At 59.1% G+C, this 24,669-nt stretch carries 17 protein-coding genes; 9 read left to right on the forward strand and 8 right to left on the reverse strand.

Annotated features, from left to right (window positions below):
* Positions 1–19 precede the first annotated feature (19 nt).
* The 3 genes from AC5S3R_RS13925 (at position 20) to purN (ending at position 2,973) form a co-directional block, all read left to right on the forward strand.
* Positions 20–1,009 carry a serine hydrolase gene (locus tag AC5S3R_RS13925; protein WP_494267673.1) on the forward strand — a complete coding sequence of 330 codons (990 nt, stop codon included), beginning with the start codon at positions 20–22 and terminating at the stop codon, positions 1,007–1,009.
* A gap of 203 nt (positions 1,010–1,212) precedes the next feature.
* On the forward strand, positions 1,213–2,262 hold the full coding sequence (gene purM / locus AC5S3R_RS13930) for a phosphoribosylformylglycinamidine cyclo-ligase (RefSeq protein WP_494267674.1): 1,050 nt from the start codon (positions 1,213–1,215) through the stop codon (positions 2,260–2,262).
* Positions 2,263–2,352: 90 nt separating this feature from the next.
* Positions 2,353–2,973, forward strand: coding sequence for a phosphoribosylglycinamide formyltransferase (purN, locus tag AC5S3R_RS13935; protein ID WP_494267676.1), 621 nt, complete (start codon positions 2,353–2,355; stop codon positions 2,971–2,973).
* A gap of 133 nt (positions 2,974–3,106) precedes the next feature.
* On the opposite strand, the gene AC5S3R_RS13940 is transcribed toward purN, so the two are convergent.
* A complete protein-coding gene (locus tag AC5S3R_RS13940; protein WP_494267678.1) occupies positions 3,107–4,501 on the reverse strand; it encodes a dicarboxylate/amino acid:cation symporter in 1,395 nt (464 codons plus the stop codon).
* 447 nt (positions 4,502–4,948) lie between these two features.
* Here AC5S3R_RS13940 and AC5S3R_RS13945 point away from each other — a divergent pair, with 447 nt between their 5' ends.
* Both AC5S3R_RS13945 and AC5S3R_RS13950 read left to right on the forward strand, forming a co-directional pair.
* A complete protein-coding gene (locus AC5S3R_RS13945) occupies positions 4,949–5,227 on the forward strand; it encodes a hypothetical protein (protein WP_494267679.1) in 279 nt (92 codons plus the stop codon).
* 105 nt (positions 5,228–5,332) lie between these two features.
* Positions 5,333–5,563: a hypothetical protein gene (locus AC5S3R_RS13950; protein ID WP_494267680.1), complete on the forward strand. Its 231-nt coding sequence runs from the start codon at positions 5,333–5,335 to the stop codon at positions 5,561–5,563.
* A gap of 248 nt (positions 5,564–5,811) precedes the next feature.
* Here AC5S3R_RS13950 and AC5S3R_RS13955 read toward each other — a convergent pair whose 3' ends face one another.
* The gene (locus AC5S3R_RS13955) at positions 5,812–6,987 is read right to left on the reverse strand and encodes a S1C family serine protease (protein ID WP_494267681.1); all 1,176 of its coding nucleotides are present in this window, start codon (positions 6,985–6,987) and stop codon (positions 5,812–5,814) included.
* Between the two features lie 245 nt (positions 6,988–7,232).
* On the opposite strand from AC5S3R_RS13955, the gene AC5S3R_RS13960 reads away from it, so the two are divergent.
* Complete coding sequence (locus AC5S3R_RS13960; protein ID WP_494267684.1) at positions 7,233–8,522, forward strand: GGDEF domain-containing protein; 1,290 nt, start codon at positions 7,233–7,235, stop codon at positions 8,520–8,522.
* Positions 8,523–8,660: 138 nt separating this feature from the next.
* Here AC5S3R_RS13960 and coaE read toward each other — a convergent pair whose 3' ends face one another.
* From coaE to AC5S3R_RS13975, 3 genes are all read right to left on the reverse strand, one after another.
* The gene (gene coaE, locus AC5S3R_RS13965; RefSeq protein ID WP_494267686.1) at positions 8,661–9,365 is read right to left on the reverse strand and encodes a dephospho-CoA kinase; all 705 of its coding nucleotides are present in this window, start codon (positions 9,363–9,365) and stop codon (positions 8,661–8,663) included.
* The gene (locus AC5S3R_RS13970) at positions 9,365–10,279 is read right to left on the reverse strand and encodes a bifunctional 5,10-methylenetetrahydrofolate dehydrogenase/5,10-methenyltetrahydrofolate cyclohydrolase (protein ID WP_494267687.1); all 915 of its coding nucleotides are present in this window, start codon (positions 10,277–10,279) and stop codon (positions 9,365–9,367) included. The genes coaE and AC5S3R_RS13970 overlap by 1 nt, the downstream gene beginning before the upstream one ends.
* A 243-nt stretch (positions 10,280–10,522) precedes the next feature.
* Entirely contained in the window at positions 10,523–11,044 is a 522-nt protein-coding gene (locus AC5S3R_RS13975) for a hypothetical protein (RefSeq protein WP_494267688.1), read from the reverse strand.
* 264 nt (positions 11,045–11,308) lie between these two features.
* On the opposite strand from AC5S3R_RS13975, the gene AC5S3R_RS13980 reads away from it, so the two are divergent.
* The 3 genes from AC5S3R_RS13980 (at position 11,309) to AC5S3R_RS13990 (ending at position 18,156) form a co-directional block, all read left to right on the forward strand.
* Positions 11,309–12,541 (forward strand): nucleoside permease, encoded by a 1,233-nt coding sequence (locus tag AC5S3R_RS13980; RefSeq protein WP_494267689.1) that lies wholly within the window; start codon positions 11,309–11,311, stop codon positions 12,539–12,541.
* 393 nt (positions 12,542–12,934) lie between these two features.
* On the forward strand, positions 12,935–15,859 hold the full coding sequence (locus AC5S3R_RS13985; RefSeq protein WP_494267690.1) for a TonB-dependent receptor: 2,925 nt from the start codon (positions 12,935–12,937) through the stop codon (positions 15,857–15,859).
* Positions 15,860–17,040: 1,181 nt separating this feature from the next.
* Positions 17,041–18,156: an SIS domain-containing protein gene (locus AC5S3R_RS13990; protein WP_494267691.1), complete on the forward strand. Its 1,116-nt coding sequence runs from the start codon at positions 17,041–17,043 to the stop codon at positions 18,154–18,156.
* 4 nt (positions 18,157–18,160) lie between these two features.
* On the opposite strand, the gene AC5S3R_RS13995 is transcribed toward AC5S3R_RS13990, so the two are convergent.
* From AC5S3R_RS13995 to AC5S3R_RS14005, 3 genes are all read right to left on the reverse strand, one after another.
* On the reverse strand, positions 18,161–19,411 hold the full coding sequence (locus tag AC5S3R_RS13995; protein ID WP_494267692.1) for a DUF5009 domain-containing protein: 1,251 nt from the start codon (positions 19,409–19,411) through the stop codon (positions 18,161–18,163).
* 166 nt (positions 19,412–19,577) lie between these two features.
* Positions 19,578–20,930, reverse strand: coding sequence for an alkaline phosphatase family protein (locus AC5S3R_RS14000; protein WP_494267693.1), 1,353 nt, complete (start codon positions 20,928–20,930; stop codon positions 19,578–19,580).
* Positions 20,931–21,018: 88 nt separating this feature from the next.
* Entirely contained in the window at positions 21,019–24,396 is a 3,378-nt protein-coding gene (locus tag AC5S3R_RS14005) for a TonB-dependent receptor (RefSeq protein WP_494267694.1), read from the reverse strand.
* Positions 24,397–24,669 lie beyond the last annotated feature (273 nt).

Below are 24,669 nucleotides of genomic sequence, written 5' to 3' on the forward strand. Positions count from 1 at the left end.
CCGCCGTTACGATGTTTCCATGCCCCGCACCCTCCTTCTAGCCGCCGCGCTCTTTGCCGCCATCCCCGCCTTCGCCCAACAAAAAGAAGACGCCGCCCTCAATACCGAGCTGCAAACGATAGCCGCCACCCACCACGGCAAAGTCACTCTCTACGCGGAAAACCTGAAAACCGGCGCAACTGCCGCCCTCAACGCCGACACGCCCGTCCAGACGGCCTCCACCATCAAAATGGCCATTCTCCTCGACGCCGCCGAGCAAATCCGCGCAGGCAAAGCCGCATGGGATGAAAAACTCATCCTCAATAAGGACAACCAGGTCCCCGGCTCCGGCGTAATCGGCCAGCTCGACACACCGCTCACGCTCACCCTGCATGACGTGCTGCACCTGATGGTCGTCCTCAGCGACAACACGGCTACCAACATGGCCATCGATCGCCTCGGCCTCGACCACATCAACGGCACCATCCAGCAGGCGGGCCTCAAAAATACGTGGCTCTACAAAAAGGTCTTCAAGCCCGCCACCGGCCCCATGCCCGCTGACCAGAAGCAGTTCGGCCTGGGCAAAACCACCGCCCGCGAAATGGCCTCCATCATGGCCCGCATAGCCACCTGCAAACTCTCGCTTGACGGCTCCGCTTCACTCCCGGCAGACGGCCAAATCTGCGCCAAAATCCTCGCCTCCCTCCGCCAGCAGCAAGACCGCGAAGACCTCCCGCGCTACATTGAATCCCTCGACACCAGCGAGCAAGGCTCCGCCATCGCCAACAAAACCGGCGCACTCGACGCCGTCCGCAATGACGTAGCGTTAATCGCCAGCAAATCCGGCCCCATCGTCATCGCCGCCTTCACCTACGACAACCAGGACCAGCGCTGGACCGGCGACAACACCGCCCAGCAGCTCCTCGGCAAACTAGGCGAAGCCGTAGTTAAGAAGTGGTCCCCCACCGGCCTCGACTCCGACATCATCAACTGGGAAAACCCGCTCGAAAAAGCAGCTTCCAGCCATTAGCTCTTAGCTTTTAGTTCATTGCAGAAGAACAAGTCTGGGTGCCCCATCCATACGGCGCATTTTGCCGGATGGGTGGGATAGCACTCCTATCAGTTCTCCCACCGTCAGGCTAAAAGCTAAGAGCTAGCAGCTAATAGCTGGTAAAATCACCCTTTCGGGCTTCTTTTCGCCCACCTTCATCTCACCTGACGAAAGCCTCCATCGTGCCTGAAATCACCAAGCCGAAATCCGTTACTTACGCCGACTCCGGCGTGGACATCTCCGCCGGCGACCGCGCCAAGGACCGCATCAAGTACCTTGCGCAAAAGACCTTCAACCGCAATGTCCTCGGCGGCATTGGCGGCTTCGGCGCGCTCTTTCGTCTCGACCTCCAGAAGTTCAAGAGTCCCATCCTCGTCAGCTCCGCGGACGGCGTAGGCACCAAGCTCAAGCTCGCCTTCGAGCTCGGCATCCATCACACCGTGGGCCAGGACCTCGTCAACCATTGCGTCAACGACATCGCCGTGCAGGGCGCAACGCCGCTCTTCTTCCTCGACTACCTGGCCACCGGCAAGCTCGACCCCAAGGTGACCGAAGACGTAGTCACCGGCCTCGCCGAAGCCTGCAAAGCCAACGGCTGCGCGCTCATCGGCGGCGAAACGGCACAGATGCCCGGCTTCTACTCGGATGGCGAATACGACCTCGCCGGCTTCATCGTCGGCGCCGTGGACCGTGAAAAGATGGTCACCGGCGAAACCATCAAGCCAGGCGACGTGCTCATCGGCCTGCCCTCCACCGGCCTGCACACCAACGGCTACTCGCTCGCCCGCAAGCTGCTCTTTGAAGTGGCCGGATACAAGCCCTCGCAATACGTAACCGCCATCAAGGAGAAGGCCGGCGCGGCGCTCATGAAGACGCACCGCAGCTACCTGCCCATCATCCAGAAGCTCGTCAACGCGGGCCTCACGGCGGGCATGGCGCACATCACCGGCGGCGGCATTACGGAAAACCTCCCGCGCATCCTGCCCAAAAACACCGCCGCGCAAATCGAAATCGGCTCCTGGCCTGTGCTGCCCATCTTCGAGCACCTCCGCCAGCTCGGCCAGGTCAGTGAAGACGAGATGATGCGCACCTTCAACATGGGCATCGGCCTGATTGCCGTCATCCCCGCCGCCAAGTTCACCCGCGCCAAAAACCTCCTCGACCGCGCCGAAGAAAAGTTCCACGTCATTGGCCGCATCGTCAAAGGCGAAAAGCGCGTCCAGTACCTGTAAGCACAGCGGCAGATGGCAAGGTTGGCCGGGTTTTAACCCCGGCAATCTCCCGCCGCAGAATCATTCGGGCTTTAGCCCCTGAGGTATGCTTTGGCTTCTCCGGAAAAACTGAAACTCGGCATCCTGCTCTCCGGCCGCGGCTCCAACTTCTTCGCCATTGCCCAATCCATCCGCGAAGGCCGCCTGCCCAACGTAGAAATCGCCGTAGTCATCTCCAACATCGCAGAAGCCCCCGGCCTGACCGCCGCGCAGGAGCTCAATCTCCCCACAGCCCTCTACGTTTCGAAAGGCCGCAAACGCGCCGAACACGACGCCGACGTAGCCGCCTGCCTCAAGCAACACAACATAGACCTGGTAATCCTCGCCGGCTACATGCGCCTCCTGTCACCGGAGTTCATCACCGCATTCCCCAACCAGATCCTCAACATCCACCCGTCTCTTCTGCCCGCCTTTCCGGGCCTCGACGCGCAACACCAGGCCTTCGACTACGGCGTAAAAATCGCAGGCTGCACCGTCCACTTTGTCGATGAGCACCTGGACCACGGCACCATCATCCTGCAACGCGCCATCGAAGTTCTGGAAGAAGACACCGCAGAATCCCTCTCCGCCCGCATCCTGAAAGAAGAGCACCAGGCCTACACTGAAGCCATCGCCAGAGTAGCCAGCGGCAACTACAAAATCGAAGGGCGCCGCTACCTCAAAAAGAGCTGACTGTCCAAGCCTTGGCAGTGGGTTCCACCCCAAAAGCCGGGTGCTCCATCCATGCGACGCTTTTTGTCGCATGGATGGAATATATACAGCCTTTGCCTTTATAGCTTTTCGCCGTGTACCTAAACCCTGTACCCTACACCCCGTCCCCTGTCCTCGGCAGCGCAAGCTGCCCCTCACTCCGCGCCATCACCGCACAAGCCAAACAATTCCCAAAGACATTCGTCATCGTGCGTCCCATATCAATCAGCGCATCCACACCCAGGATCAGCAGAATCGGCGCACTCGGCAACCCAATCGCCCCCGCCGTCGCCATCAGCACCACCAGCACCGCTCGCGGAACCCCAGCCACACCCTTGCTCGCCAGCATCAGCACCAGCAGCATCTCCACCTGCCGCCCAAAGCCCAGATGAATCCCCGAAGCCTGCGCCACAAACACCGCCGCCATCGACATGTATATGCTCGACCCATCCAGATTGAAGCTATACCCCGCCGGAATCACGAACGAGACAATCCACCGCGGCACGCCGAAGGACTCCATGTTCTCCATCGCCACCGGCAGAGCCGCCTCTGAAGTCGTAGTAGCAAACCCAATCGCCGCCGGCTCGCCCGCAGCCTTCAAAAACCGCCCCATCGGAATCCGGAAAATCAGCATAATCGGCAGCAGAACCGCCAGCGCAAACACCGCCAGCGTCCCGTAAAACGTCCCCACCAGCCGCGCCAGCGAAGCCAGCGTCCCCATCCCCATCTTGCCCACGGTATAGGCAATCGCCGACCCCGCTGCCACCGGGGCCAGCACCATCACAATCTTCGTCAGCTTGAACATCACCCCGGCCAGCGACTCCAGCAGCCGCATCATCGGCGCGCGCTTTTCCTGCTCCACCATAGCCAGCGCCACACCAAACATCACCGCAAAAACCGCCACCTCCAGCATCTGGTTGTCGGCCACGGCCTTGGCAATGTTCTCCGGAAAGATGCTCAGCACAAAATCCTGCCACGTATGCGTTGCCACCGTCGGCACCTGGGCCACACCCGCAGCCGCGGCAGCCCCGGCCAGCCCCCAACCCACGCCCAGCACGTTCATCGCCACCGCGCCCAGCACCATCCCAACCGTGGTCACCACCTCAAAGTAGATAAGCGCCTTCACCGCCACGCGCCCCACGTCCTTCAAGTGGCCATGCCCGGCAATTCCCGTCGTAATGGTGGCAAACAGCAGCGGCGCAACAATCATCTTGATGAGCCGCAAAAACAAATCCCCCGGCAGCCTGCATTCCGCGGCAATCCCCGGAGCATCCAGCCCCAGCTCCACACCCACTACCATGCAGACAAAGGTCCACGTCATCAGCGTTGGCTGCCGCAGCGCATACCCCGCCAGCCCCAGCGTGCCCGCCCACCGCAGCGCCACACCCACATCATGCAGTCCGGCAAGCTCAAGCCCAGCCCCCAGCAACAAAAACAAAACGCCGCCAGCCAGCGCGGCAACAGATGCGCGATCAAGTGCTTTACGAGGGGTGCCAGTCTCAGTCGTCATACGTTCCATGCAATCTCTTTAGCTCAGCATACGGCCTCCCATCCGGGTGCCCGCAGCCTGTGGAAAAAATTCTTGTCAAGGGGGTAGACCTGAAAATAATTTTCATCCTGCTGATTCTAAAGGGAATAAAAGTTCGCCAGTTTTGCGCTCAATTATGGGTGTTTTCGCTACTCTAAGAATAAGCCGGAAATTGACATTGCAAAGGGCGTGCCGCCCAGTCCCAACGGACAAAGCGGCGCGCCCTTTTTCATGCACCCATGCACCGCTCCGCAGTCTTGCCAGAGTGCAAGTGGAGATGCGCGCGTGGAGTCATTTTCAGCCACGCCGCGCGCGTCCTGCTTGTCCGCAACCACGGCACGCAGGACACGCGAAGCGTTCTGGGTTCACTAACTTTGCAGAGGGCTCCGTCAGGAGCCCATTACTACTTCTGAAAAGGAACTACAAATTATGGCAAACATTCTCGTCAGCATAGAAAAGGGAATCGAAATCGGAGCCGAAGACGCTCTCAAGTGGCTCAACGGAGCCGAAAACGACCTGAAAGTCGCTCCTACCGTAGTAGCCGCCCTCGGCACGCTCTTCGGCCAGCTTGAAAAGCCGCTTGCCGACGCCTCCAGCGCAGCCGCCAACCCGCTCAACATCGTGCTCGATGTCGAAACCGTCAACGCTCTCAAGGCCGTCTGGCCCGATCTCAAGCAGTTTCTCACCACCATCGGCGTCAAGCTGTAAAAACCAGGGTACAGGGGACAGGATGCAGGGTACGGGGCCAAAGACTCCGAAGCATATCTGTACCCTGTACCCCGCACCCTGTCCCCTGTAAAGGAGTCCTCCCCCATGAACACCCTCATCAGCAACATCTGGCTTCATCCACGCACCACGGCCGCGGGCCTGCTCATCGCAGTTGGCAGCATCGGCGGCGTGCTCACGCAGCAGGGCATCACGCTGGGCCATGCCGGAACCGGCACGGTCGTCACCCTCGTCACCGCACTCGCCTCGGCATTGCTGGGCCTCATCTCCCGCGACCCCGCAACCTCCACAGTCACAACCACAACGCAGCGCCAATAAGCGCAATGTCGGCGCTGATGCACAATCGCTTGTTTTCAGGTAGGCCGGGGCTTCAGCCCCGGCAATCAACCAGGTCACATTAAGTAGGGCCTTTAGGCCCTGAGGCATCCTTTTCGACTTAGATGGCCACGTTGCACATCAGCGCCAAATACCCCACTCATGCAACACATTTTGTCGCATGAGTGGGATAGCACCTCTGGCCAGCTCTCCCACAGCCCAGCTAAGAGCTAATAGCTAAAAAGCTGCCTTCAAGTCGTCTGCGACTTAACCTCGCCGCCCAGCAGCAGTTTTACCGTAATCTGCTTCTGCCCGCGCAGCACCGTCACACTTACCGTATCGCCGGCCTGGTGCTTGTCCATAATCACATCGATATCCTGCGTATCCGTAACCTGCTGCCCGTCGATGCCGACAATCAAATCGCCGCCAATCATAATCGGCGTATTCCCCAGGTAAGCCTGCTGATTGCCGCCATGCAGCCCGGCCTTCTCCGCCGCGCCGCCGGCAAGCACCTTCTGAATCAGGACGCCCTGATCCGCCGAAAGCCCCATCTGCTCCGCAAGATCCGGCCCAATCGGAAAGCTCACAATCCCCAGCGAAGGACGGTTCACATGCCCATAGCGTGTCAGGTCGCCCAGCACCGCCTTGGCCGTGTTAATCGGAATCGCAAACCCAATACCCGCGCTCTGCTCCGAACCATTCGTAGCAATCATCGTGTTAATGCCAATCACCTCGCCGCGTGAGTTCAGCAGCGGTCCGCCCGAGTTGCCCGGATTGATTGCCGCGTCCGTCTGAATCGCATCCTCAATTGGCGCGCCTTCGCCGCCGCGAATCGAGCGAATCGAGCTGATAATGCCCCGCGTCATCGTGCCGTTCAACCCAAACGGATTGCCAATCGCATACACCTTCTGCCCCACCGCAAGCCCGGAGGAGTCCGATAGCGTAACGGGCTGCAGATTCGGCGCATTGATCTGCAGCAGCGCCAGGTCGTGTGTGCGGTCCGTGCCAACCACCGTCGCCGGATACTTATGCTTGTTCGAGAGCTGCACTTCAATGCCGCGGTTGGCAATGCCGTTGCGATTCGCGTCCGCCACCACGTGATAGTTCGTCAGCACATGCCCGGCCTTGTCCAGCACAAACCCCGATCCCTGCCCTTGCTGCGGCACCGCGCCATAGAAAAAGTTGAACGTCAGGCTCGTTGCCGTAATGTTCACCACGGAAGGCAGCACACGCTTGTAAACAGAAATGTTGTTCTGTTCCTCGGAGTCATACTCCGGCGCGGCATGCGCCTCCGTCAGCTCAAGCCCCGTGCCCTTGCTGCTTGGTTTAAGAAAGCCCAGCGAGCGCAAATCTCCCGAAACATGCGCCGTGACGTACCAGAAACCGCCCACCAGCAGCAGAACCAAAAGAATCCGGCGCAACTTCATCCCATCCACCTCGCGAACATTAAGTTTCCGAACGCACCGCACGCAAAGCCGCTCAACGCAGCCCCTCCATACGGCACTTTTGCTCAGCACTTATTCTAATGAACCCGGTTTTCCTCTTCCAGATGCGCCACAAACTACCCGGCCTCAAATTTAAGCCTTTTTGGTTCTATATACCGGCACCACAATGGCGGAAACACCGGAAAGGCTCTGGATACGCCCACCAATTCATAAAAATTCCGTCGATAATGAAACGAACAGAACATGAGAAGACACCAACCATCAGTACAAATCAGGTAAAGATGCTGAGCAGTCCAATCCCACAGCACATTACGCATTCCCTCGTGGAAGACCACATCGAGAGCGATTCCCTGCGTCTGCAATTTTCCCCAGCGCTCGAAAATTTCTTCGAGCAGGAGACGGGCAAGGAGCGCTGCCGCTATCTCTTCCGCATGGGCCTCATCGTACTCGCCATCTTCCAGCTTGTTCTCTATCCGCAAAAGCTGCTGCTCGGCGACGCCATGTTTCCAAAGATGCTGCTCATCCAATGGGGCATCACCACGCCGCTCGCCGTGGCCGCCAAATGGATACTGCGTTGCAATCCGCACCCGCTTTTGCGCGAGCTATGCGTAGTAGCAACCGCGCTGCTTGTCACAGCTAACTGCGTCTCACTCACGCTCATGAGCCAGTCTCCCTATCGCTGGGCCATGCTGCAGTTGTTCTCTCTTGCATTCCTCTACTTCACCTCCGTGCAGCAGATACGCTTTCTGCCCACCATCATTGCCTGCATCGGAGTCTGCATCTTTGAAATCTATCTCACCTATCGCTTGCCGCAGTACAACAGCAGCGTCTTCTACGCCTGCGCTTTCATCACCGTCACCGCGTCCCTCTTCGCTGCCTACGGCAACTACATGTCAGAGAAGCAAACGCGGCATGCCTACCTGCTCTCACTTCTCACGCGCATTCAAAATGCGGAGCTCAACCGAACCAGCGCCTATGACATGCTCACTGGCCTCGGTAACCGCCGCCTGCTGCGAGAAGTCGTAGAAGAAATCGAAAACAATCCCATTCCAACTCCGCATGCAGTGCTCATGCTCGACATCGACCACTTCAAAGACCTGAACGACTACGCCGGCCATCTCGCCGGAGACCAGTGCCTCGTCCGCGTCGCCAGCCTCATCCAGTCGCAACTGCGCCGCCACAACGACCACGCCTTCCGCTACGGTGGCGAAGAGTTTGTAATCCTGCTCGAAAACGTCCCGCAAAACACAGCCATGAGCGTAGCCAACCGAATCCGTGCCGCAATCGAATCCGCCGGCATCCCCAACCCCGGCAAAGGCCGCGATGTACACGTCACCGCAAGCATCGGCGTAGCCAGCGGCACAGAAGCAATCCCCAACCTGTTGTCCGAAGCCGACGCCGCTCTCTACTCCGCCAAGCGCGCCGGAAGAAACAAAGTCTGCAGCAAAGCCAACAGCAAAAGTGTCATCTGGAGTTGCTCCGACACCAGCGAAGAAGAAACGACCCCATTGCACTAGCGAAAAATCATGGATGTTCCCATCGCAGTTCTTCCACAAAAGAAGGCAGTGTCATCCTGAACGAAGCGCATTGGGGTAGGCGGAGTGAAGGATCTGCGGTTGTCCTTTATAGCTTTTGCCGTTTATAGTCTTTGCTCTTTATAGCTCTTCGCCGTTTATCGAAACCACACCCGCACTCTCAACCTGCAGCCGCCGCCAAACATCCCCAACCCGAGCCTCAAGCGCTGCTTTATCCCCATCATTCGCAATCACAAAATCCGCCCGCGACGCCTTCTCCGCATCGGGAATCTGTTTCGCAATCCGCTGCCGCGCATCGGCTACAGCGCGTTCGCGGCACGCAGCATCCTTACCAGAACAAACCCGCTCTACATACCGCGCAATCCGCACCTCATCCGGCGCAGTCACCACAATCACGCGATCAAACCGATTCCGCCAATCCGCAAGCACGCCCTCACTCTCGCCGCGCTCCCGGGCATCGCGCTCCACCTCAAAAATCAGCGCCGATTCCACAACAGCCACAGCCTTCGCATCCTTGGCAAAGACCGAATCCATCCACGCCCGCTGCGACGCAATCACCGCCGGATGCACAATCGCATTCAGTTCCTGCAACCGCCCGCCGGCAAAGGCCATCTCCGCCAGCTTTGCCCGATTCAGCTTCCCATCCGCGCCGACAACATCCGGTCCGAATACGCGAACAATCCCGTCATACACAGATTGCCCCGGCTCCATCAGCGCACGCCCCATCTCATCGGCCTCGATAACCTGCGCACCAAGCCCACGCAGCAGCGCCGCAACCGTGCTCTTACCCGAGCCAAGCCCGCCGGTAAGCCCAACGCGAAGCATCAGAGCCCGTGCCTCAGCTTGCAAGCCCGCACCGTGTTCGACATCAGCATCGCAATCGTAAGCAGACCCACTCCACCCGGCACCGGAGTATACGCACCAGAAACCTCAAACGCCGCCGGATGCACGTCGCCCACAATCACCGAGCCGCGTTTGGCAAACGCAGCCTCACGCTTCTCATTTCCCTTGAAAAACCTGTCGAACTCCTCGCGCGTCTCCACGCGATTGATGCCCACGTCGATAATCGTCGCGCCCGGCTTCACCATCTCCGGCGTAATAAACCCCGGCCGCCCAATCGCAGCCACAAGAATGTCCGCCTCGCGCGTCACTGCGCCAAGATCGCGCGTCTTCGAATGACAAATCGTGACGGTAGCATTCTCATGCAGCAGCAGCATCGCCGCGGGCTTGCCCACAATATCGCTGCGCCCCACAACCACCGCATTCGCGCCGCTGATCGGAATCCCGCTCCGCTTCAAAATCTCAATCACGCCCGCCGGAGTGCAAGGAGCCAGCGCAGGCCGGCCCGCCTGCAACCTGCCCGCATTCACCGGGTGAAACCCATCCACATCCTTCTCCGGCGCAATCGCATCGAGCAGAACTTTGGCATCGACCTGCTTCGGCAGCGGCAACTGCACCAGGATGCCGTCGATATCATCCCGCGAATTCAGCGCATGAATCGTATCGAGCATCTCTTCCGTCGTCACCGTATCCGGCGGAGTAATGTGCTCACTCAGAAAGCCCAGCTCCTTGCTGGTAGCCACCTTGTTGCGCACATAAATCTCGGAGGCCGCCACATGCCCCACCTGCACCACGGCCAGCCCCGGCGTCACGCCCTGCGCCGCCAGCTTCTTCACTTCCTCCGCCACATCGGCCTTAATCGCCGCCGCAATCGTAGCCCCATCCAGAATCGTCGCCATGCTCTTCGCTCCAAAACACAATCTTAAATGCGCATTACGCAAGGCAGATTTTCGGCAATGGGGTTAGTTTGTATCTCAAGGATGCGATCAGTAACTCCCGAATTGCCGGTCACGCATTCGGAACTGCGCCAACTGCTAGGCAGTAGCTTCCAATAAACCGACTTCTCGTTACCCAGCGGGATACTCGAATGGAAAGACCTCTAATTTGCCAAGCTCCACCGAAAGCCAAACGAACCGCTCAAATCAGACCAGGGAGCAATGCAAAACATAAGATCCCGCCCGAACGGCATCGGTACTGGAGACCTTTTGGTAGAGAGGCCCAGAAGTGTCGCCCGGTTTTAATCTGTAGTGGGCCAAATCGGCGGAAATCTCTTCCACCCGCCACTTGCGAGTAATGTTAAGCGGGTGAACCACAGTACAGAGAGCGAGGTCCAGCCGAACTTCGCCGGCCACGTACTCTCCCTGTTCGCACTCTGACGGAAGAGGAACGCCCAAGAGGCCACCTAGCTCGGAGATGGCTTGAATACCGAAATCCAGAATGCAGCCCGCCTGAGTGGGGTCTTGCGATATGTAGATGACTTTTGCATTCACACGGTAATAGTTGCCAGCGAGCGGAAGAGCGGCCTCAATTTTTTGAATAGCCCGGCTCAGCAACGTTTCAGTCCAGAATGTGACAGGCCAATCGAATACGTCACCAACGTGGAGCTCTGGCTCACCATCTTCGATGACGCAACGCTGAAGATGCAAGTTCCATACGGAGTTCATAGGAGCCTCCATTTTATCTGCTGAACGGACCGCAACCCTCGACATTGATGCCTCGTCACGGCGTGAAGTAGTTTGGTACCGGGAAACGCGCTAGGGCCCAGGAATGAGGTTGCATCTAATTTGTCGCCTACTCGGAAATTGGCACGCTCTTCAACACTGATTCCATCTGTCTATGAATTCAAACTGACCCACTACCGCTTTTCCCTTGTCCCTGTCGTATCCTTACTAGCGAAGTTCTACCCATCCTTCCCGAGGCCCTCAAGAATGTCGCTAATCAAAGTGCGGCTCGCCGCAATGCTGTTTCTGGAGTTCTTCATCTGGGGCGCATGGTACGTAACCGTAGGCACGTGGCTGGGCCGCACGCTCCACTTCTCCGGCATTGAGATCGCGCAAGTCGCCAGCACCACCGCCGTCGGAGCCATCGTCTCCCCCTTCATCGCCGGCTGGATCGCCGACCGCTTCTTCGCCACCCAGCACGTCCTCGCCGCCCTCCACTTCGCCGGAGCCATCCTCCTCTGGATCGCCGCCAGCCACACCACTTACGGCCCCATCTACTGGCTCGTGCTCGCCTACGCCTGCCTCTACATGGCCACGCTCGGCCTGGTCAACACCATCGCCTTCCGCCACATCACCAACCCCCAGCAGGAGTTCGGCCCCATCCGCGTTCTCGGAACCCTCGGCTGGATTATCGCCAGCTCCGCCGTCAGCTTCCTCAAGTTTGAAGCCACCGCGCAGCCCCTCCGCATCGCCGCCGGAGCCTCGCTAGTGTTGGCCATCTACTCGCTCACCCTCCCGCACACCCCGCCCGTCAAGTCGGAAGGCGGCTTCTCCCTCGGCAAAATCCTCCCCACCGAAGCTCTCGCGCTCCTCAAGCAGCCCGCCTACGCCGTCTTCGCCGTCGCGGCCTTCCTCATCTGCATCCCGCTGCAGTTCTACTATGCCTTCACCAACAACTTCCTCAACGAAATCGGCGTCCCCTTCGCAGCCTTCAAAATGAGCTTCGGCCAGTGGTCTGAGCTGGGCTGCATGCTGCTCATCCCCTGGTTCTTCCGCCGCCTTGGCGTCAAATACATGCTCATCGCCGGCATGATCGCCTGGGCCATCCGTTATGCCTGCTTCGCCTTCGGCAACCCCGGCGCCGGAACGTGGATTCTCATGCTCGGCATCATCCTCCACGGCATCTGCTATGACTTCTTCTTCGTCACCGGCCAGATCTATACCGACCGCAAGGCCCCCGAATCCGCCCGCGCCGCCGCCCAGGGCATGATGACCCTCATCACTTACGGCGCCGGCATGCTCGTCGGCTCCTGGCTCTCCGGAGCCATCGTAGACCGCTACGCCACCGTAGCCACCGACGGCTCCGCAACCCACCAGTGGACCCCCATCTGGCTCTCCGCAGGCGGCCTCTCCGCGGTCATCCTCATCCTCTTCTTCTTCGCCTTCCGCGAGAAAGAGCAACCCACCCCATCCCCCGCCCCCCTGACCGCAGGTCACTAAATCTCCGGTATTCCCAGGTCCCTGCTTTTGGGACCTGGGAATACCGCCCTCGTCCTCCCACAAAAGAAAGCAGTGTCATCCTGAGCGAAGCGCTTTGGGGCCCCACAAAGTGGGGTAGGCGGAGCGAAGGATCTGCGGTTGCCCTTTATAGCTTTTGCTCTTTATAGCCTTTAGCCCTTTATCTAAAACCCTGTACCCCAAACGCTACCCCCTGTACCCGCTTTTTTCACTTTCTTTAGGAACGAAACCCCATCTCGACTCGTCTCATATGTGGCAACTCTCAGGGCAGACCCACCCGGCAAGATCGCCCAGCCTGTTGCGCACTCTCTTTTTTCTTGTGAACTACCCACAATTCCCCTCTTCCAGTGCTCTCCAGGAGTAGCCGGCTGATCTATGCGTGCCTTTTTCTCTCTTGCTCTCGCTCTTCCGCTCTGTTGTGCCTCGCTGGCTTCCGCAGCCCCCGGCCACGCTGACATCCACCCCACAGCAGCCGAACCCGCCTCTACCGGCCACATCGGCGGAACCGTAGCCGATCCCACCGGCGCAGTCATTCCCAACGCCGTCGTCACCGCCACCCGCACCGGCCACGCACCCGTCCGAACCACCTCGGACGCCGCCGGACACTTCTCCTTCAGCGGCCTCGCCGCCGGTTCCTACATCCTTGAAGCCTCCGAGGCCGGCTTCTCCCCCGCCCACGTTGAAAACGTTCACCTGGCCGCCGGAGGCTCCGTCACCCTCACGCTTACCCTGGCCATCGCCTCCGACCAGCAATCCGTAGTCGTCAACGCCGACGAGCCCGATACCAGCCCTGAGAAAAACGGCGGAGCCGTCGTCCTCAAAGGCGATAACCTCTCCGCCCTCTCTGACGACCCCGACGAGCTCTCCACCCAGCTCCAGTCCATCGCCGGAGCCGACGCCGAAACCGGCTCGCAAATCTACGTCGACGGATTCACCGGCGGCAAGCTCCCGCCCAAAAACGCCATCCGCGAAATCCGCATCAACCAGAACCCCTACTCCGCCCAGTACGACCAGCTAGGCTTTGGCCGCATTGAAATCCTCACCAAGCCCGGCGCGGACAAGCTCCACGGCGACCTCTGGGTCCACGGCAACAACTCCCCGTGGAACGCCCTCAACCCCCTCATCCCCTCCACCCAGCAGCCGCCCTACTACGAGTGGCAGCTCGAAGGCGACCTCGACGGCCCCGTCACCAAAACCTCGTCCTACTTCTACTCCATGTGGACGCAGCGAGCCATCAACAACTCCGTCATCAACGCCGAAATCCTCGACCCCGCCACGCTCAACCAGGTCGCCTTCACCCAGGCCGTCAGCACGCCGTCCGACAAGCTCTACCTCACCCAGCGCTTTGACTGGCAGCTCGGCAACGTGCACACCCTCAGCATCCGCTACATGATTAACCGCGAAACCGCCTCCAACTCCGGCGTCGGCCAGTTTGCGCTGCAGTCGCAAGCCGTCAGCACCACGGCCACCGAACAGGTTCTGCAGATCAGCGACTCGCAGGCATTCACCCCCACCACGCTCAACGAAGTCCACTTCCAGTACACCCGCGACCGCACCGAGCAAACGCCCCTCTCCACCGACCCCACCATCGCCGTGCAGGGCGCTTTCACCAGCGGCGGCTCCAACACCGGCATCAACCGCGACGCGCAGGACCACTATGAGTTCTACGACCTCCTCCGCCTCGACCGCGGCAACCACGAAATCAACACCGGTGCGCGCCTCCGCATCATCCGCGACTCCAATTATTCGACTGCGGGTTACAACGGCTCCTACACCTTTGCTGACCTCAACCACTACCAGATAACAGAGCAAGGCATAGCCGCGGGACTCACCCCTGCTGAAATCCGCGCCAACGGCGGCGGAGCCAGCCTCTATACCCAGACCCACGGCACGCCCTCCATCGTCGTGGATATGGCGGACGTAGGCGCATTCGCCGAAGACAACTGGAAGATCGTCCCCAGCGTCACCTTCAGCTACGGCATCCGCTTTGAATCACAAACCGGCATCAGCGACCACGAGGACTTCGCCCCACGCTTCGGCATCGCCTGGTCTATCCCCGCAGGAAACATGCCGGACACCAAGGGCCCCGACGGCAAGGTCATCAAAGGCGGACCCAAACCGCCCCACGCCATCATCCGCGCCGGCGGCGGCCTCTTCTATACCCGCTTCGCCTCCACCGGACTCCTGCAGGCCGAGCGCCAGAACGGCATCACACAATCCGCCGTCGTCATCAATAACCCCGACTTCTTCCCCGGCACCTGCAACACCGACCCCACAGCCTGCTCCAGCGGCACGGACAGCACCAGCGCGCCCACCATCTTCGCGCTCAGCCCCACCCTCCGCGCGCCTTACCTCGCCATCGCCGGAGTTGGAGTAGATAAGCAGCTCTTCAAGTCGCTCTCCCTCTCCGTCAACTATCTCTACACCCGCGGCCTGCACCAGTTCGTCACGCGCAACATCAACGCCCCGCTCCCCGGCACCTACAACCCCAAGGACCCCACCAGCGGCACGCGCCCCCTCGGCGTCTTTGAAAACATCTACCAGTACGGCTCCGAAGGCTTCTCCGAGCGCAACCGCATCAACGTCAATGTGGGTTACAACACCCGCATCAGCGGCTTCTGGGGCAACTACATGTTCAGCCACGCCAGCGCCGACACCGGAGGCCTCAACAGCTTCCCCTCCAACCAGTACAACCTGGGCCAGGACTGGGGCCGCGCCTCATGGGACATCCACCACCGCGTCTTTGCCGGCGGATACACGCGCCTCCCGCAGCACTTTACCTTCAACTCTTTCGTCATGTACCAGTCCAGCTCGCCCTTCAACATCACTGTCGGCGACGACCTCAACGGCGACAATCAGTTCAACGACCGCCCCGCCTTCGCAACGGACCTGACCCGCCCCAGCGTCTACAAAACCAAGTGGGGCACCTTCGACGCCGACCCCATCGCGGGCCAGAAAATCATCCCCATCAACTACGGCACCGGTCCCGGCCTCTTCTCATGGAACGCCCGCATCAACCGCCGCTTCAACTTCGGCCCGCCGCTCCCCAAGGACGAGCAGCCCCAGGCCCCGCCCGCCAAGCCCGGCAGCAAAAAGCAGCCCAAGCCGCTCCCCATCGAGCGCAAATACACGCTGGGCCTGGCCGTAATGGCACAAAACGTCCTCAACCATCCCAACTACTCCCAGCCGGTAGGCATCCTGAGCTCCAGCTACTTCGGCGAATCCACCGCCCTCAACAGCAACTTTGGCAACAGCACCCCCGGCCGCAGCATAGCCCTTGAAACCTTCTTCCGCTTCTAGGACAAGGATTCGCCGTCGGGCAGTCACGTACCTGGGTGCCCCCCGGTCCCTGTCATTTGGGGACCGGGGATACCGATACCGAGAGAGCTCTCCCCATCCCCCCAGGCATTGTCATCCTGAGCGAAGCTGAAGGACCTGCAGTTGTTCTTGTCGTTGCTTTTTCTCGACTAGCTACAAATATCGGGTGCCCCATAGCCTGCCCTGAGCTTGCCGAAGGGTCCTTGCACTTGGGGACATGGGATACCCACACCGCCAGCCCCCTGTTTTTTGTTCACTCACAAAATGGAGCGTTGTCATCCTGAGCGCAGCGCATTGGGGCTCCTCGCACGGTTTAATCCTGCGTGGGGTAGGCGGAGCGAAGGATCTGCGTTTGCCTTTTTGACCGCCACACCCCCATCTCGACCCTGACCACCGGGAGGGCTACAAAAGCCTCGTGGCGCGCAAAGCGCGCAGTGGCTGCATGCAATGCAAATAAATCCCAAATCTGTGGATAACTCTTGCGCTCAATTAACCCCATCTATGCCATACTCAAAATCACCAGCAAGAAAGCCCGGTTCTAGCGAACCGGGCTTTCTGTCTTTCCAGACCACAAAAAAGTTTTTTCGAGCTATTTTTTCTGCAAAGTAACCATTTTCCAGAAACCCATTAACCAATCAAGAAACACCAAATTCCGCCTCTAAAATGATGATTTAACGCGTATTACACAAACTCCAAGAGCACCGGGCGCATTAGAAACAAAAGGTAGGCCGGGGATTTATCCCCGGCAATCAAAGCCAAAGGAAAAGCATCGGGCTTTAGGCAGCGTCTTCCGAATGGTTTGGAAGGGTACGGGCTTCAGCCCCTGAGGCATGCTTTTGAAACTTCCCGCATCGGGCAAGCAGGAGGGGCATACTGGGACAGTAAAACTCCTTCCCCGAGCCAGAAAAAAGGAAAGAATTTTTATTTTTTGGAAAAGTAACCACTTTCCGCCAACCCATTAACTAATCAATAAACATAGACATCAACAACTAACCGCCTAAATATCAACAACATAAAACAAATCCCCCTCCCTCCCCCCAATCCTCCCGGCAAAACCGCCAAACACCCTTCCCAGCAAGAACAAGGCACAGAGCGCCCAATTCGCCGCACCCCCTGCCCCGCCATTAAAATCAAAAATGGCTCCTGCCATTGAGAGATAAAAAATGAGCGAGTTTCCCCACGCAATGCTTCGTGAAATGTATGAACAACCGGAGGCAATTCAGCGCACGCTGGATTTGTACCTTGACGGGGATAAGCTCAAGGCAGAGGCCTTTGCCGGGTTGGCCGGCTGGCTCAATCCGCGCGGCGAGGTTCTGATTGCTTCCTCCGGGTCCAGCCGCCACGCGGGGCTCTTTGCGGAGATTCTGCTGGAAGACCTCTGCGGCCTTGCCGTAGATGTGGAGTATGCCAGTGAATGGGGTACGCGTGGCACGGTGAATCCCCGCCGCCCTTCCGTGCTGGTGATTTCGCAATCGGGAGAAACCTCGGACACGCTGGCCGCGCTGCGCCTTGCGCGGGAAGCGGGCGAGCCGACGCTGGCAATTGCCAACGTGCATGGCAGCTCCATGCTGCGCGAAGCTTCGGCGGCAATGCCGCTGGCTGCGGGCAAGGAATTTGCGATTCCGGCGACCAAGAGCTTTACCTGCCAGTTGACGGCGCTCTACCTGCTGGCGCTCTATGAAGCGGAACGCCTCGGCGTGATGGACGCAGGACAGATTTCCGCAAACATTCGTACGCTGCGTGCTTTGGTAGAACAGATTGCGCGTCAGCTTGATGGATGGAGCGATGCGGCAAAGTCCCTGGCGCACAAGTATGCCGATGCAAAGACCTTCCTTTATCTAGGCCGCGGCATTCACTACGCCATTGCCCGCGAAGGCGCGCTGAAGATGAAGGAGTCAAGCTATGTGCACGCTGAAGGCTACCCGGCGGGCGAGCTGAAGCACGGCCCCAATGCGCTGGTTGGCGAGCAAACGCCGCTGGTAGCGCTGGCCACGGTAGACAAGGGGCTTGAAGACTCCGTGCTTCGCTATGAAAAGACCGTGCAACTGCTGGAAGACATGAAGAAGCAGGGCGCGCGCGTAATTGCCATCATCAACAAGGGCGATGAGACGGTGCGTGCCTTGGCGACCGATGTGATTGAAGTTGAGCCGACGAATGAATATCTGCTTCCGATTGAGGAAGTGGTGCCGTTCCAGTTATTCAGCTACTACATGGCGCTGGAGCATGGCGTGGACGTGGATAAGCCGCGCAATCTCTCCAAGGCCGTCATCGAAGTCTAGGCGTTTAGAGCTGGAGCCGGACTTTTACCCGTGTAAGCGCAGTGGAGACAGCAAGTATCAGCAAGGTGAAGATTACCGACCTTGCGACACCGGGCGTGCCCGCGTTCCAATGCGTGTCGAGGTAAGTTATTCCGGCCGCGCTCAGCACGAAATACCAGAGATCGGGCAGCAGGTACGTCAGCAGGGTGTTTTCACCGGCTGAGCGTACCGGAGCTGCCCAGCTCTGCCAGCGCTTTACGTCGCAGAGCCAATAGAGAAGCATAAAGAGCAGGACTGCGGCTCCGACGCAATAGAGTGACCACGTAGGCGTAGCGCGGATCTTCGAGATGCCCAACGGAGTGAGCAGGTATCCTGCCGCAAATGCCAGTGCCGCAAACCCAAGCGCCAGCCAGGTTGCTGCCTTGCGTGGCGCAGAGGCGCGGTCCGCGGAAAGAAACAAGGAAGACACCACGATACCCGCCATCATGATGCTGCACATAGCGCCGTTGTTATAAGGCCATATCAGGATTGGAAGCCTGTTGGGGAAATTGAGCCAGTGGGCGCTCGAAAAGGCGTTAAAAGCGACGAGAAGCGCGAACCACGCAGCAGGCGCCCACCTCCAGCGTCGCGTTGGAATGTATAGGACAGAGACGCCGAGATAACTGCATCCAATCAGCCCAAGAATCTCCGGGTAGGAAAAGTCTATCCACGCAGTCTGGCCGTCGTGTGCTACTCGCCGATAGATAGCAAACAGAATGACGACACCCACCAAGCCTGCAATCTTCAGAATGCGGCCAATACGTTGGGAACGGTCCGACTTCCCGTAGACGCCGAGGTAGAGAGAGGCGCAGAGTAGCCCGAGGATTCCCCACGCGCTGCCGCTGATGCCCATCTGTGTTGCTTTTTCCGCGTTAGCGATGATGAGTCCCAGCACGACGAGCGCAATAGCTCGCGTGAGAATGTGCCACCATAGCGCGGCTTGCGAAGGAGTGCGCCGGAGCCGTTGCGCCACTGACAGCGGCAGGGATAGTCCTACGGCAAAAAGAAAGAAGGGGAAGACCATGTCCACATAGGTCATCTCGTCCAGCCGTGCGGGAGCATGCTCAGTCCACCATGGCATGCCGTGCACGCTTGCAAGGTCATTAACAAAAATCATGACCGCCATAGTGATGCCGCGGAAGATGTCGATGGAGAGAATGCGCCTGCCAGCCGACGCCGTAGCCGTTTCTGGAACCTGGAGTGGGAAGCCGGGCGCGGGAACTTCTACGGTAGTCATCGGGACTCTTCCTCCACATATGCGGGTCAGTACAGAACATTGCTCAAGAAGTGAGTACTGTAACTATAACCGCACGCTTATCTTCCGGTGTATCGGAAAAATGTAGAGGTATAACGAGCGCGGGGATGGCGCCTTACACAGGCGCCATCCCCGCGTGTGCTGAAAGCTACTTCAGGATTTCCGTCAGGGGTTGCTGCTCGGCGTCCGGTAATTCAATGCCGAGAATTTTTGCGATTGTTGGCGCAACGCGCAGGTTTGCAATGGAGCCAAGGTGCACGCCTTCACGAATGTGGACGCCTGAAGCAACAAACAGCGCCTGCATGTCAGAGTCCGTATTCAGATAGCCATGCTGGCCTCTTGCCGGGTGCTCGGTTATCAACGCATCGGAAGCTTCATCAGTGAAAGCGTAGTCTTTTGCGGCTGCAAGATAAAGCTGCGGAGCCTGGTCGGTCTCCTGCTCGGAGGGAATACCGATTGCACGCGCTTCTTCATTGGTATAGACATGCGCTACGCCGGGCAGAGTCGCGAAATACGCTTTGAGTTTAGGCACCAGCGCTGCACGTTGTTTGGCATCGCGGATGAAGACTTGCGCGGCTCCGCCTTCGGCCTTGATCAACACAGGGCTCGCGTAGTGGTCGCCGTCTTTGCGCAGCAGTCCTTGATTTATCAGGCCCACATTGAGATGGATGCTGTGAGTGTAGCTCGCAAAGCCGTGGTCGGAGACGATGAAGAAGGTTGTGCGATTGAGCGCGCCTGCTTTGCGCACGGCTTCGACAACTTGCGCGATGCGGGTATCGGCGTACGCGTAGGCAGCATAGGCAGCCGAAGTCATGGGAGCATATTCATGCTGCAGCGTGTCCGTCTCCAGCAGGTGCAGCAACAACAGGTCGGGCGTGTGGCGCGCGATGATGTCCACAGCGGCGTCTGTCCATACTTCATCGCGCCAGGCGGGGCTGCTGCCACGGCCAAAGTGCTCAAGCTGGTCCTGTGTCAGGATGCCTTGCGTGACTAGCTCCTGCGCGATGGGGCTGGCGGGATCGGGCTTTTCGCCGAACTGCCATGCAACGCCTTTGGCGCCGTAGATGGCAACCCAGTCCACTTGCCCTGTGGTCAGTCCTTTTTCTGCGGCTGCTTCATAGAGCGTGCGTGCATGTACGAGCTTGTCTTTATCTACCCACGGCTCAATTTCAGGCTCGCCGCCGTTCGCGGGGAATTCAATCAAGCCGTTGGCCATGACGTGATGCTTGCTGGCGTTCACACCTGTAACGAGAGCTGTGTGATTGGGCCATGTGACGGTTGGATTGATGGGACGCATAGCGTCGGCAACCGCGCCATGCGCGGCCAAGGAACGCAGCGTTGGCATGGGGAGCAGCGGGTCTTGCAATGCACGGGCGGGGAAACCGTCGAGACTGATGACGACTACGAGGGGCTTTGAATCTGGAGTACTCAGAGTTTTTTGCGCCGAGATAGTGGTGCGCAAGGCCAGCCCTGCAACAAGAAGGAAAAATATCTTTTTCAACTCGGTCCGTTTCCGCGGCTTGGACTTCAACCGCTATGAGATACGAAGAGGGAGCCGCCGGAGCGGCTCCCGATGATGCGCTTTTGTTTTAGAACTGCAGCTTGAGGCCGAACTGCACCTGGCGCGGCGTATTGGATTGCGAAGTGATTCTGCCGAAGCCGGAATCGGTCACTCCAGTATCCGGGTTGCCGAACTGCACGTGGTTGAAGGCGTTGAATGCCTCGGCGCGGAACTGCACGTCGAGCCGTTCGATGGGCTTGAACTCCTTGAACAACGAGAGGTCTGTGCTCTTGAGGCCGGGGCCACGCAGGTTCTGGTAGTAGGCCGGTCCGTTGCCCAGGTGATAGGGCTGGGGCTGGCTGAAGTTTGCCGTGTTGAAGTACTTATTCAGACGGTTGTGAATGTCGCCGCGCAGCGTGGCGTTTTGCCCATTGGTATCGGCATAGAGCGTCTGCACGTTGAAGCTGGAGAGGTTGTTACTGGCAGAGATTTGCAGCGGCGTTCCGCCCTGAAGGGTGGTGATGCCGTTAAACTGCCATCCACCGATGATGGAGTTTTCAATGTTGTTGATGTGGCTGCCGAACATGCGGCCATGACCGAAGGGCAGGTCATAGATGTAGCTGACGATGAAGCGCTGATGCAGGTCATACGAAGTGATAGCGTAGTCGCGCATCGGGTTAAAGCTGTCCTGGTGGTTGGTTCCGTTGTCGAAGTTCTTGCCCCAGGTATAGGAACCTTCAAGCTGGAGACCCTGCGAGAAGCGCTTGCTCATGCGTACCTGCAGTGCATCGTATTGGTTGTTACCGCCGGCAAGGAACAGCGGCAGCATGCTGGTGTATTGCGAATACTTTTTGAGCAACTGGGCTGCTGTTACCGTCTGCCCGCTCTCTGCGGTCCCGGCTGTCGCTGGAATTACGCCATAGAAGGGGTTTGCGACGGCGCTTTCAAGCTGCGCGCCTTCGGCAAGAATCTCTCCAGCGGGAACCTGGTTGAAGTCGATACCGCCTTCGCGGCTCTGCTGCTGCTTGCGTCCGCGGTTGCCCACGTAAGCAATGTCCAGGGTCGTCTGGTGCGGAAGAGCCTGCTGAACATCGAGGCTGTACTGCACCACATACGGCGTGGGAGTGTTTTGCAGAACACCTTCAATCTGACCGCCGATACCCGTCAGAAGGCCATTGGCCGCGCCCGGAGGAGGCAGGAAGCCCGCCGGGAAGGGATTGCTGAGCAAGCTGCCTGTGTTGGGGTGGATGCCGTCGTTGTTTTCTGAGGCGGTCCAGTTGTTCTGCACGCGGAAGCCGTAGGGGCCAACGGTTCCGGCAGCGGCTTGCGCGGAGGGACCGTAAACGATGCCCGCGCCGCCGTGCACCACGGTGTTTTTCTGCGCCTGCCAGGAGAAGCCGAAGCGCGGCGCGAAGTTGTTGGCGTCGGTGTTGTATTGGTAGCGGCTGTGGCCGTTGACTCCGACGAAAACCAGTCCGCCGGTGAGGCCCGGGACCTGCGCAGCCAGAGGCGAATCGATGGTCGGGTTGAAGTAGTTCATGCGGTTATAGCGGTCGGTGCGCGGCGTATCGATGTCATAGCGCAAACCGAGGTTCAGCGTAAGGCGAGGCAGAATGCGCCAGTCATCCTGGAAGTAGCCGGCAAGATAGTAGCTCTGCGAGGCATCGTCCTTGTACTCCTGAATCATGTCGCCAGTGCCGAGACCTAGCAGCATGGAGGCTACGCCGTTGCCGGTGGTGGCAGAGGCAGCATTGGGAATCTGCGTCCAACTGGTGCCGAAGCTGAAGTTGCCGGAGCTGTCGGCGCTTTCATGGTCGTTGACTCGAATCATGCGGCCATCAAAGCCGAACTTAAAGGTGTGCTGGCCGTGCTGCCATGTCAGCGACGAGAGCAGGCTGTAGGTCATGAAGGCGTTGTGGCGGTTGCCGTTGTTGCCGAGGCCGGTATAGGCCTGCGGTGAGAAGACCGGGAAGAGCTGGGTGACACCGAATTGATTGATGTCCGCAGGCAGGCCGAGCGTTGTGGCGTCAAAGCCAAGGCTGGTGTTCAGGTAGTCATAGAGCGTACGCGAGAAGCCAAGGCGAACGTCGAAGATCATGTTCGACTTGGGGAAGAGCGTGTAGGCTGCCGTTACGCCGCGCGAATAGTCGTCGCCGTCAATCAAGCCTTCCGCTACGGCGGACTGGCCGGGCCACAAGGGCTGCGGGTCCGACTGGTAGACGCGGTTGGAGTAGCGGACAAAGAGCTTCTGCTTCTCGCTGAGGGTATGGTCCACGCGTACGTCCCACGCGGTGGTGGCCGTGGGGCTACCGCCGTTGGCAAAGTAGTTGTTTACCTGCGGATTGCCTGCGACGTTCGGCTCGGGATAGTAGCTGAGCGCCTTGAGCGCAACCGGGTCGAGGTACTGCTTGGGAATCACGTTGCCAGGGAAGGGGTCACGCGTGTACTGCTGGCAGGGATTCTGGTCGGCAACGGCGCAGCGTGTGCTGAAGGGGTTGTAGATTGTCTGGCCGCTCTGCGAAAAGTCGCCTGTGCGCTCGGCATCGGTAGGCACGGTATTAGTGATTTCCGTGGACTGGTTGGAGCGCAGCAGCTCGGTTGAAACCATGAAGAAGGTGCGGTTTTTGTAGATGGGGCCGCTGAGGTAGCCGCCGTACTGGTTACGATGGAAGAGCGGCAGCGGCGTGTTGTGCAGGTTGGAGAAGTAGCTGTTGGAGTCAAACGCCGAGTTGCGAATGAACTCAAAAACCGAGCCATGGAACTGGTTGGCGCCGGACTTGAAAACGACGTTGATGATGCCGTCGAGTGTGCGGCCATATTCGGCGGGGAAGTTCTGCGCGAGCACGTGGAACTCGCCAATAGCATCAATGGATGGGAAGATGCCAATGCCGGCATTGCCGTTTACCGTGGGGAAGCCGGCGGGGGTGCCGTCTACGAGAGTGTCGTGGTAACCGGAGCGGCCGCCGTTGAGCGAGAAGCCGTTCGAGTTGTAGTCGTCACCCGTGGAACCGGAGTAGCTGGGGATGAGCTCAAGGAGCGCGTAGGGGTTGCGGGTGTTCAGGGGGAGGTCGCGCAGGGACTGGCCATTGACTTCGTCGCTGAGCTGCGCGGAGGTGGTGTCGATTCCGGAGACGTCCGCGTTGACTTCGACGGTCTGGCTTACCTGGCCAACTTCGAGGGCTACATCCTGGGTGGCGTTCTGGTTCAGATCCAGCCGGATTCCTTTCTGGTCGTAGCCGCGGAACCCATCGGCTTCCACATGCAGGGAGTAGACACCCGGCTGAAGATCAAGCACGGTGTACTCGCCCTTGCTGTTGGTCTTTTGGACGGTGTGGGCATTGGTGGCGGTGTTTGTGGCGGTCACGGTTGCATTTGCAATTACCTGTCCGCTGGCGTCGTGCACAACACCGACCAGGCTTGCGCTGGTGGACTGGGCCTGCACCCGGACTCCGGCCAGTATGGTCAACAATCCGGCTAACAATGCAAGTCTGAAGACGGCAAAATGACGCCGTCCGTTTCCTATCCTTAGGCTTCGCATTCCATAGTTCCTTTCGTCACCTGGTTAAAAAAGACGCACCCCGGAGAGGCCTGCGTGAGTGCGCGGAGAAATACATGAAGGCAATGGGAGGAGGCTTAACGTCGGTTTTGCCGTCCCATCGGTGACGCTAACGAAGCGGTGGGAGGTGAGCGCAGTGAATTCTCGGTGATTTACCCATCGGCAACACTAGTAGCAATCAAA

The sequence above is a fragment of the Occallatibacter sp. FHG110214_02 genome (assembly GCF_059115385.1).

Excerpts from the sequence above, each read along its gene's own strand:
- AC5S3R_RS13925 (WP_494267673.1), top strand. The coding sequence starts at position 20 with ATGCCCCGCACCCTCCTTCTAGCCGCCGCGCTCTTTGCCGCCATCCCC.
- AC5S3R_RS13940 (WP_494267678.1), bottom strand. The coding sequence starts at position 4,501 with ATGACGACTGAGACTGGCACCCCTCGTAAAGCACTTGATCGCGCATCT.
- AC5S3R_RS13945 (WP_494267679.1), top strand. The coding sequence starts at position 4,949 with ATGGCAAACATTCTCGTCAGCATAGAAAAGGGAATCGAAATCGGAGCC.
- AC5S3R_RS13950 (WP_494267680.1), top strand. The coding sequence starts at position 5,333 with ATGAACACCCTCATCAGCAACATCTGGCTTCATCCACGCACCACGGCC.
- AC5S3R_RS13955 (WP_494267681.1), bottom strand. The coding sequence starts at position 6,987 with ATGAAGTTGCGCCGGATTCTTTTGGTTCTGCTGCTGGTGGGCGGTTTC.
- AC5S3R_RS13960 (WP_494267684.1), top strand. The coding sequence starts at position 7,233 with ATGAAACGAACAGAACATGAGAAGACACCAACCATCAGTACAAATCAG.
- coaE (WP_494267686.1), bottom strand. The coding sequence starts at position 9,365 with ATGCTTCGCGTTGGGCTTACCGGCGGGCTTGGCTCGGGTAAGAGCACG.
- AC5S3R_RS13970 (WP_494267687.1), bottom strand. The coding sequence starts at position 10,279 with ATGGCGACGATTCTGGATGGGGCTACGATTGCGGCGGCGATTAAGGCC.
- AC5S3R_RS13975 (WP_494267688.1), bottom strand. The coding sequence starts at position 11,044 with ATGAACTCCGTATGGAACTTGCATCTTCAGCGTTGCGTCATCGAAGAT.
- AC5S3R_RS13980 (WP_494267689.1), top strand. The coding sequence starts at position 11,309 with ATGTCGCTAATCAAAGTGCGGCTCGCCGCAATGCTGTTTCTGGAGTTC.
- AC5S3R_RS13985 (WP_494267690.1), top strand. The coding sequence starts at position 12,935 with ATGCGTGCCTTTTTCTCTCTTGCTCTCGCTCTTCCGCTCTGTTGTGCC.
- AC5S3R_RS13990 (WP_494267691.1), top strand. The coding sequence starts at position 17,041 with ATGAGCGAGTTTCCCCACGCAATGCTTCGTGAAATGTATGAACAACCG.
- AC5S3R_RS13995 (WP_494267692.1), bottom strand. The coding sequence starts at position 19,411 with ATGACTACCGTAGAAGTTCCCGCGCCCGGCTTCCCACTCCAGGTTCCA.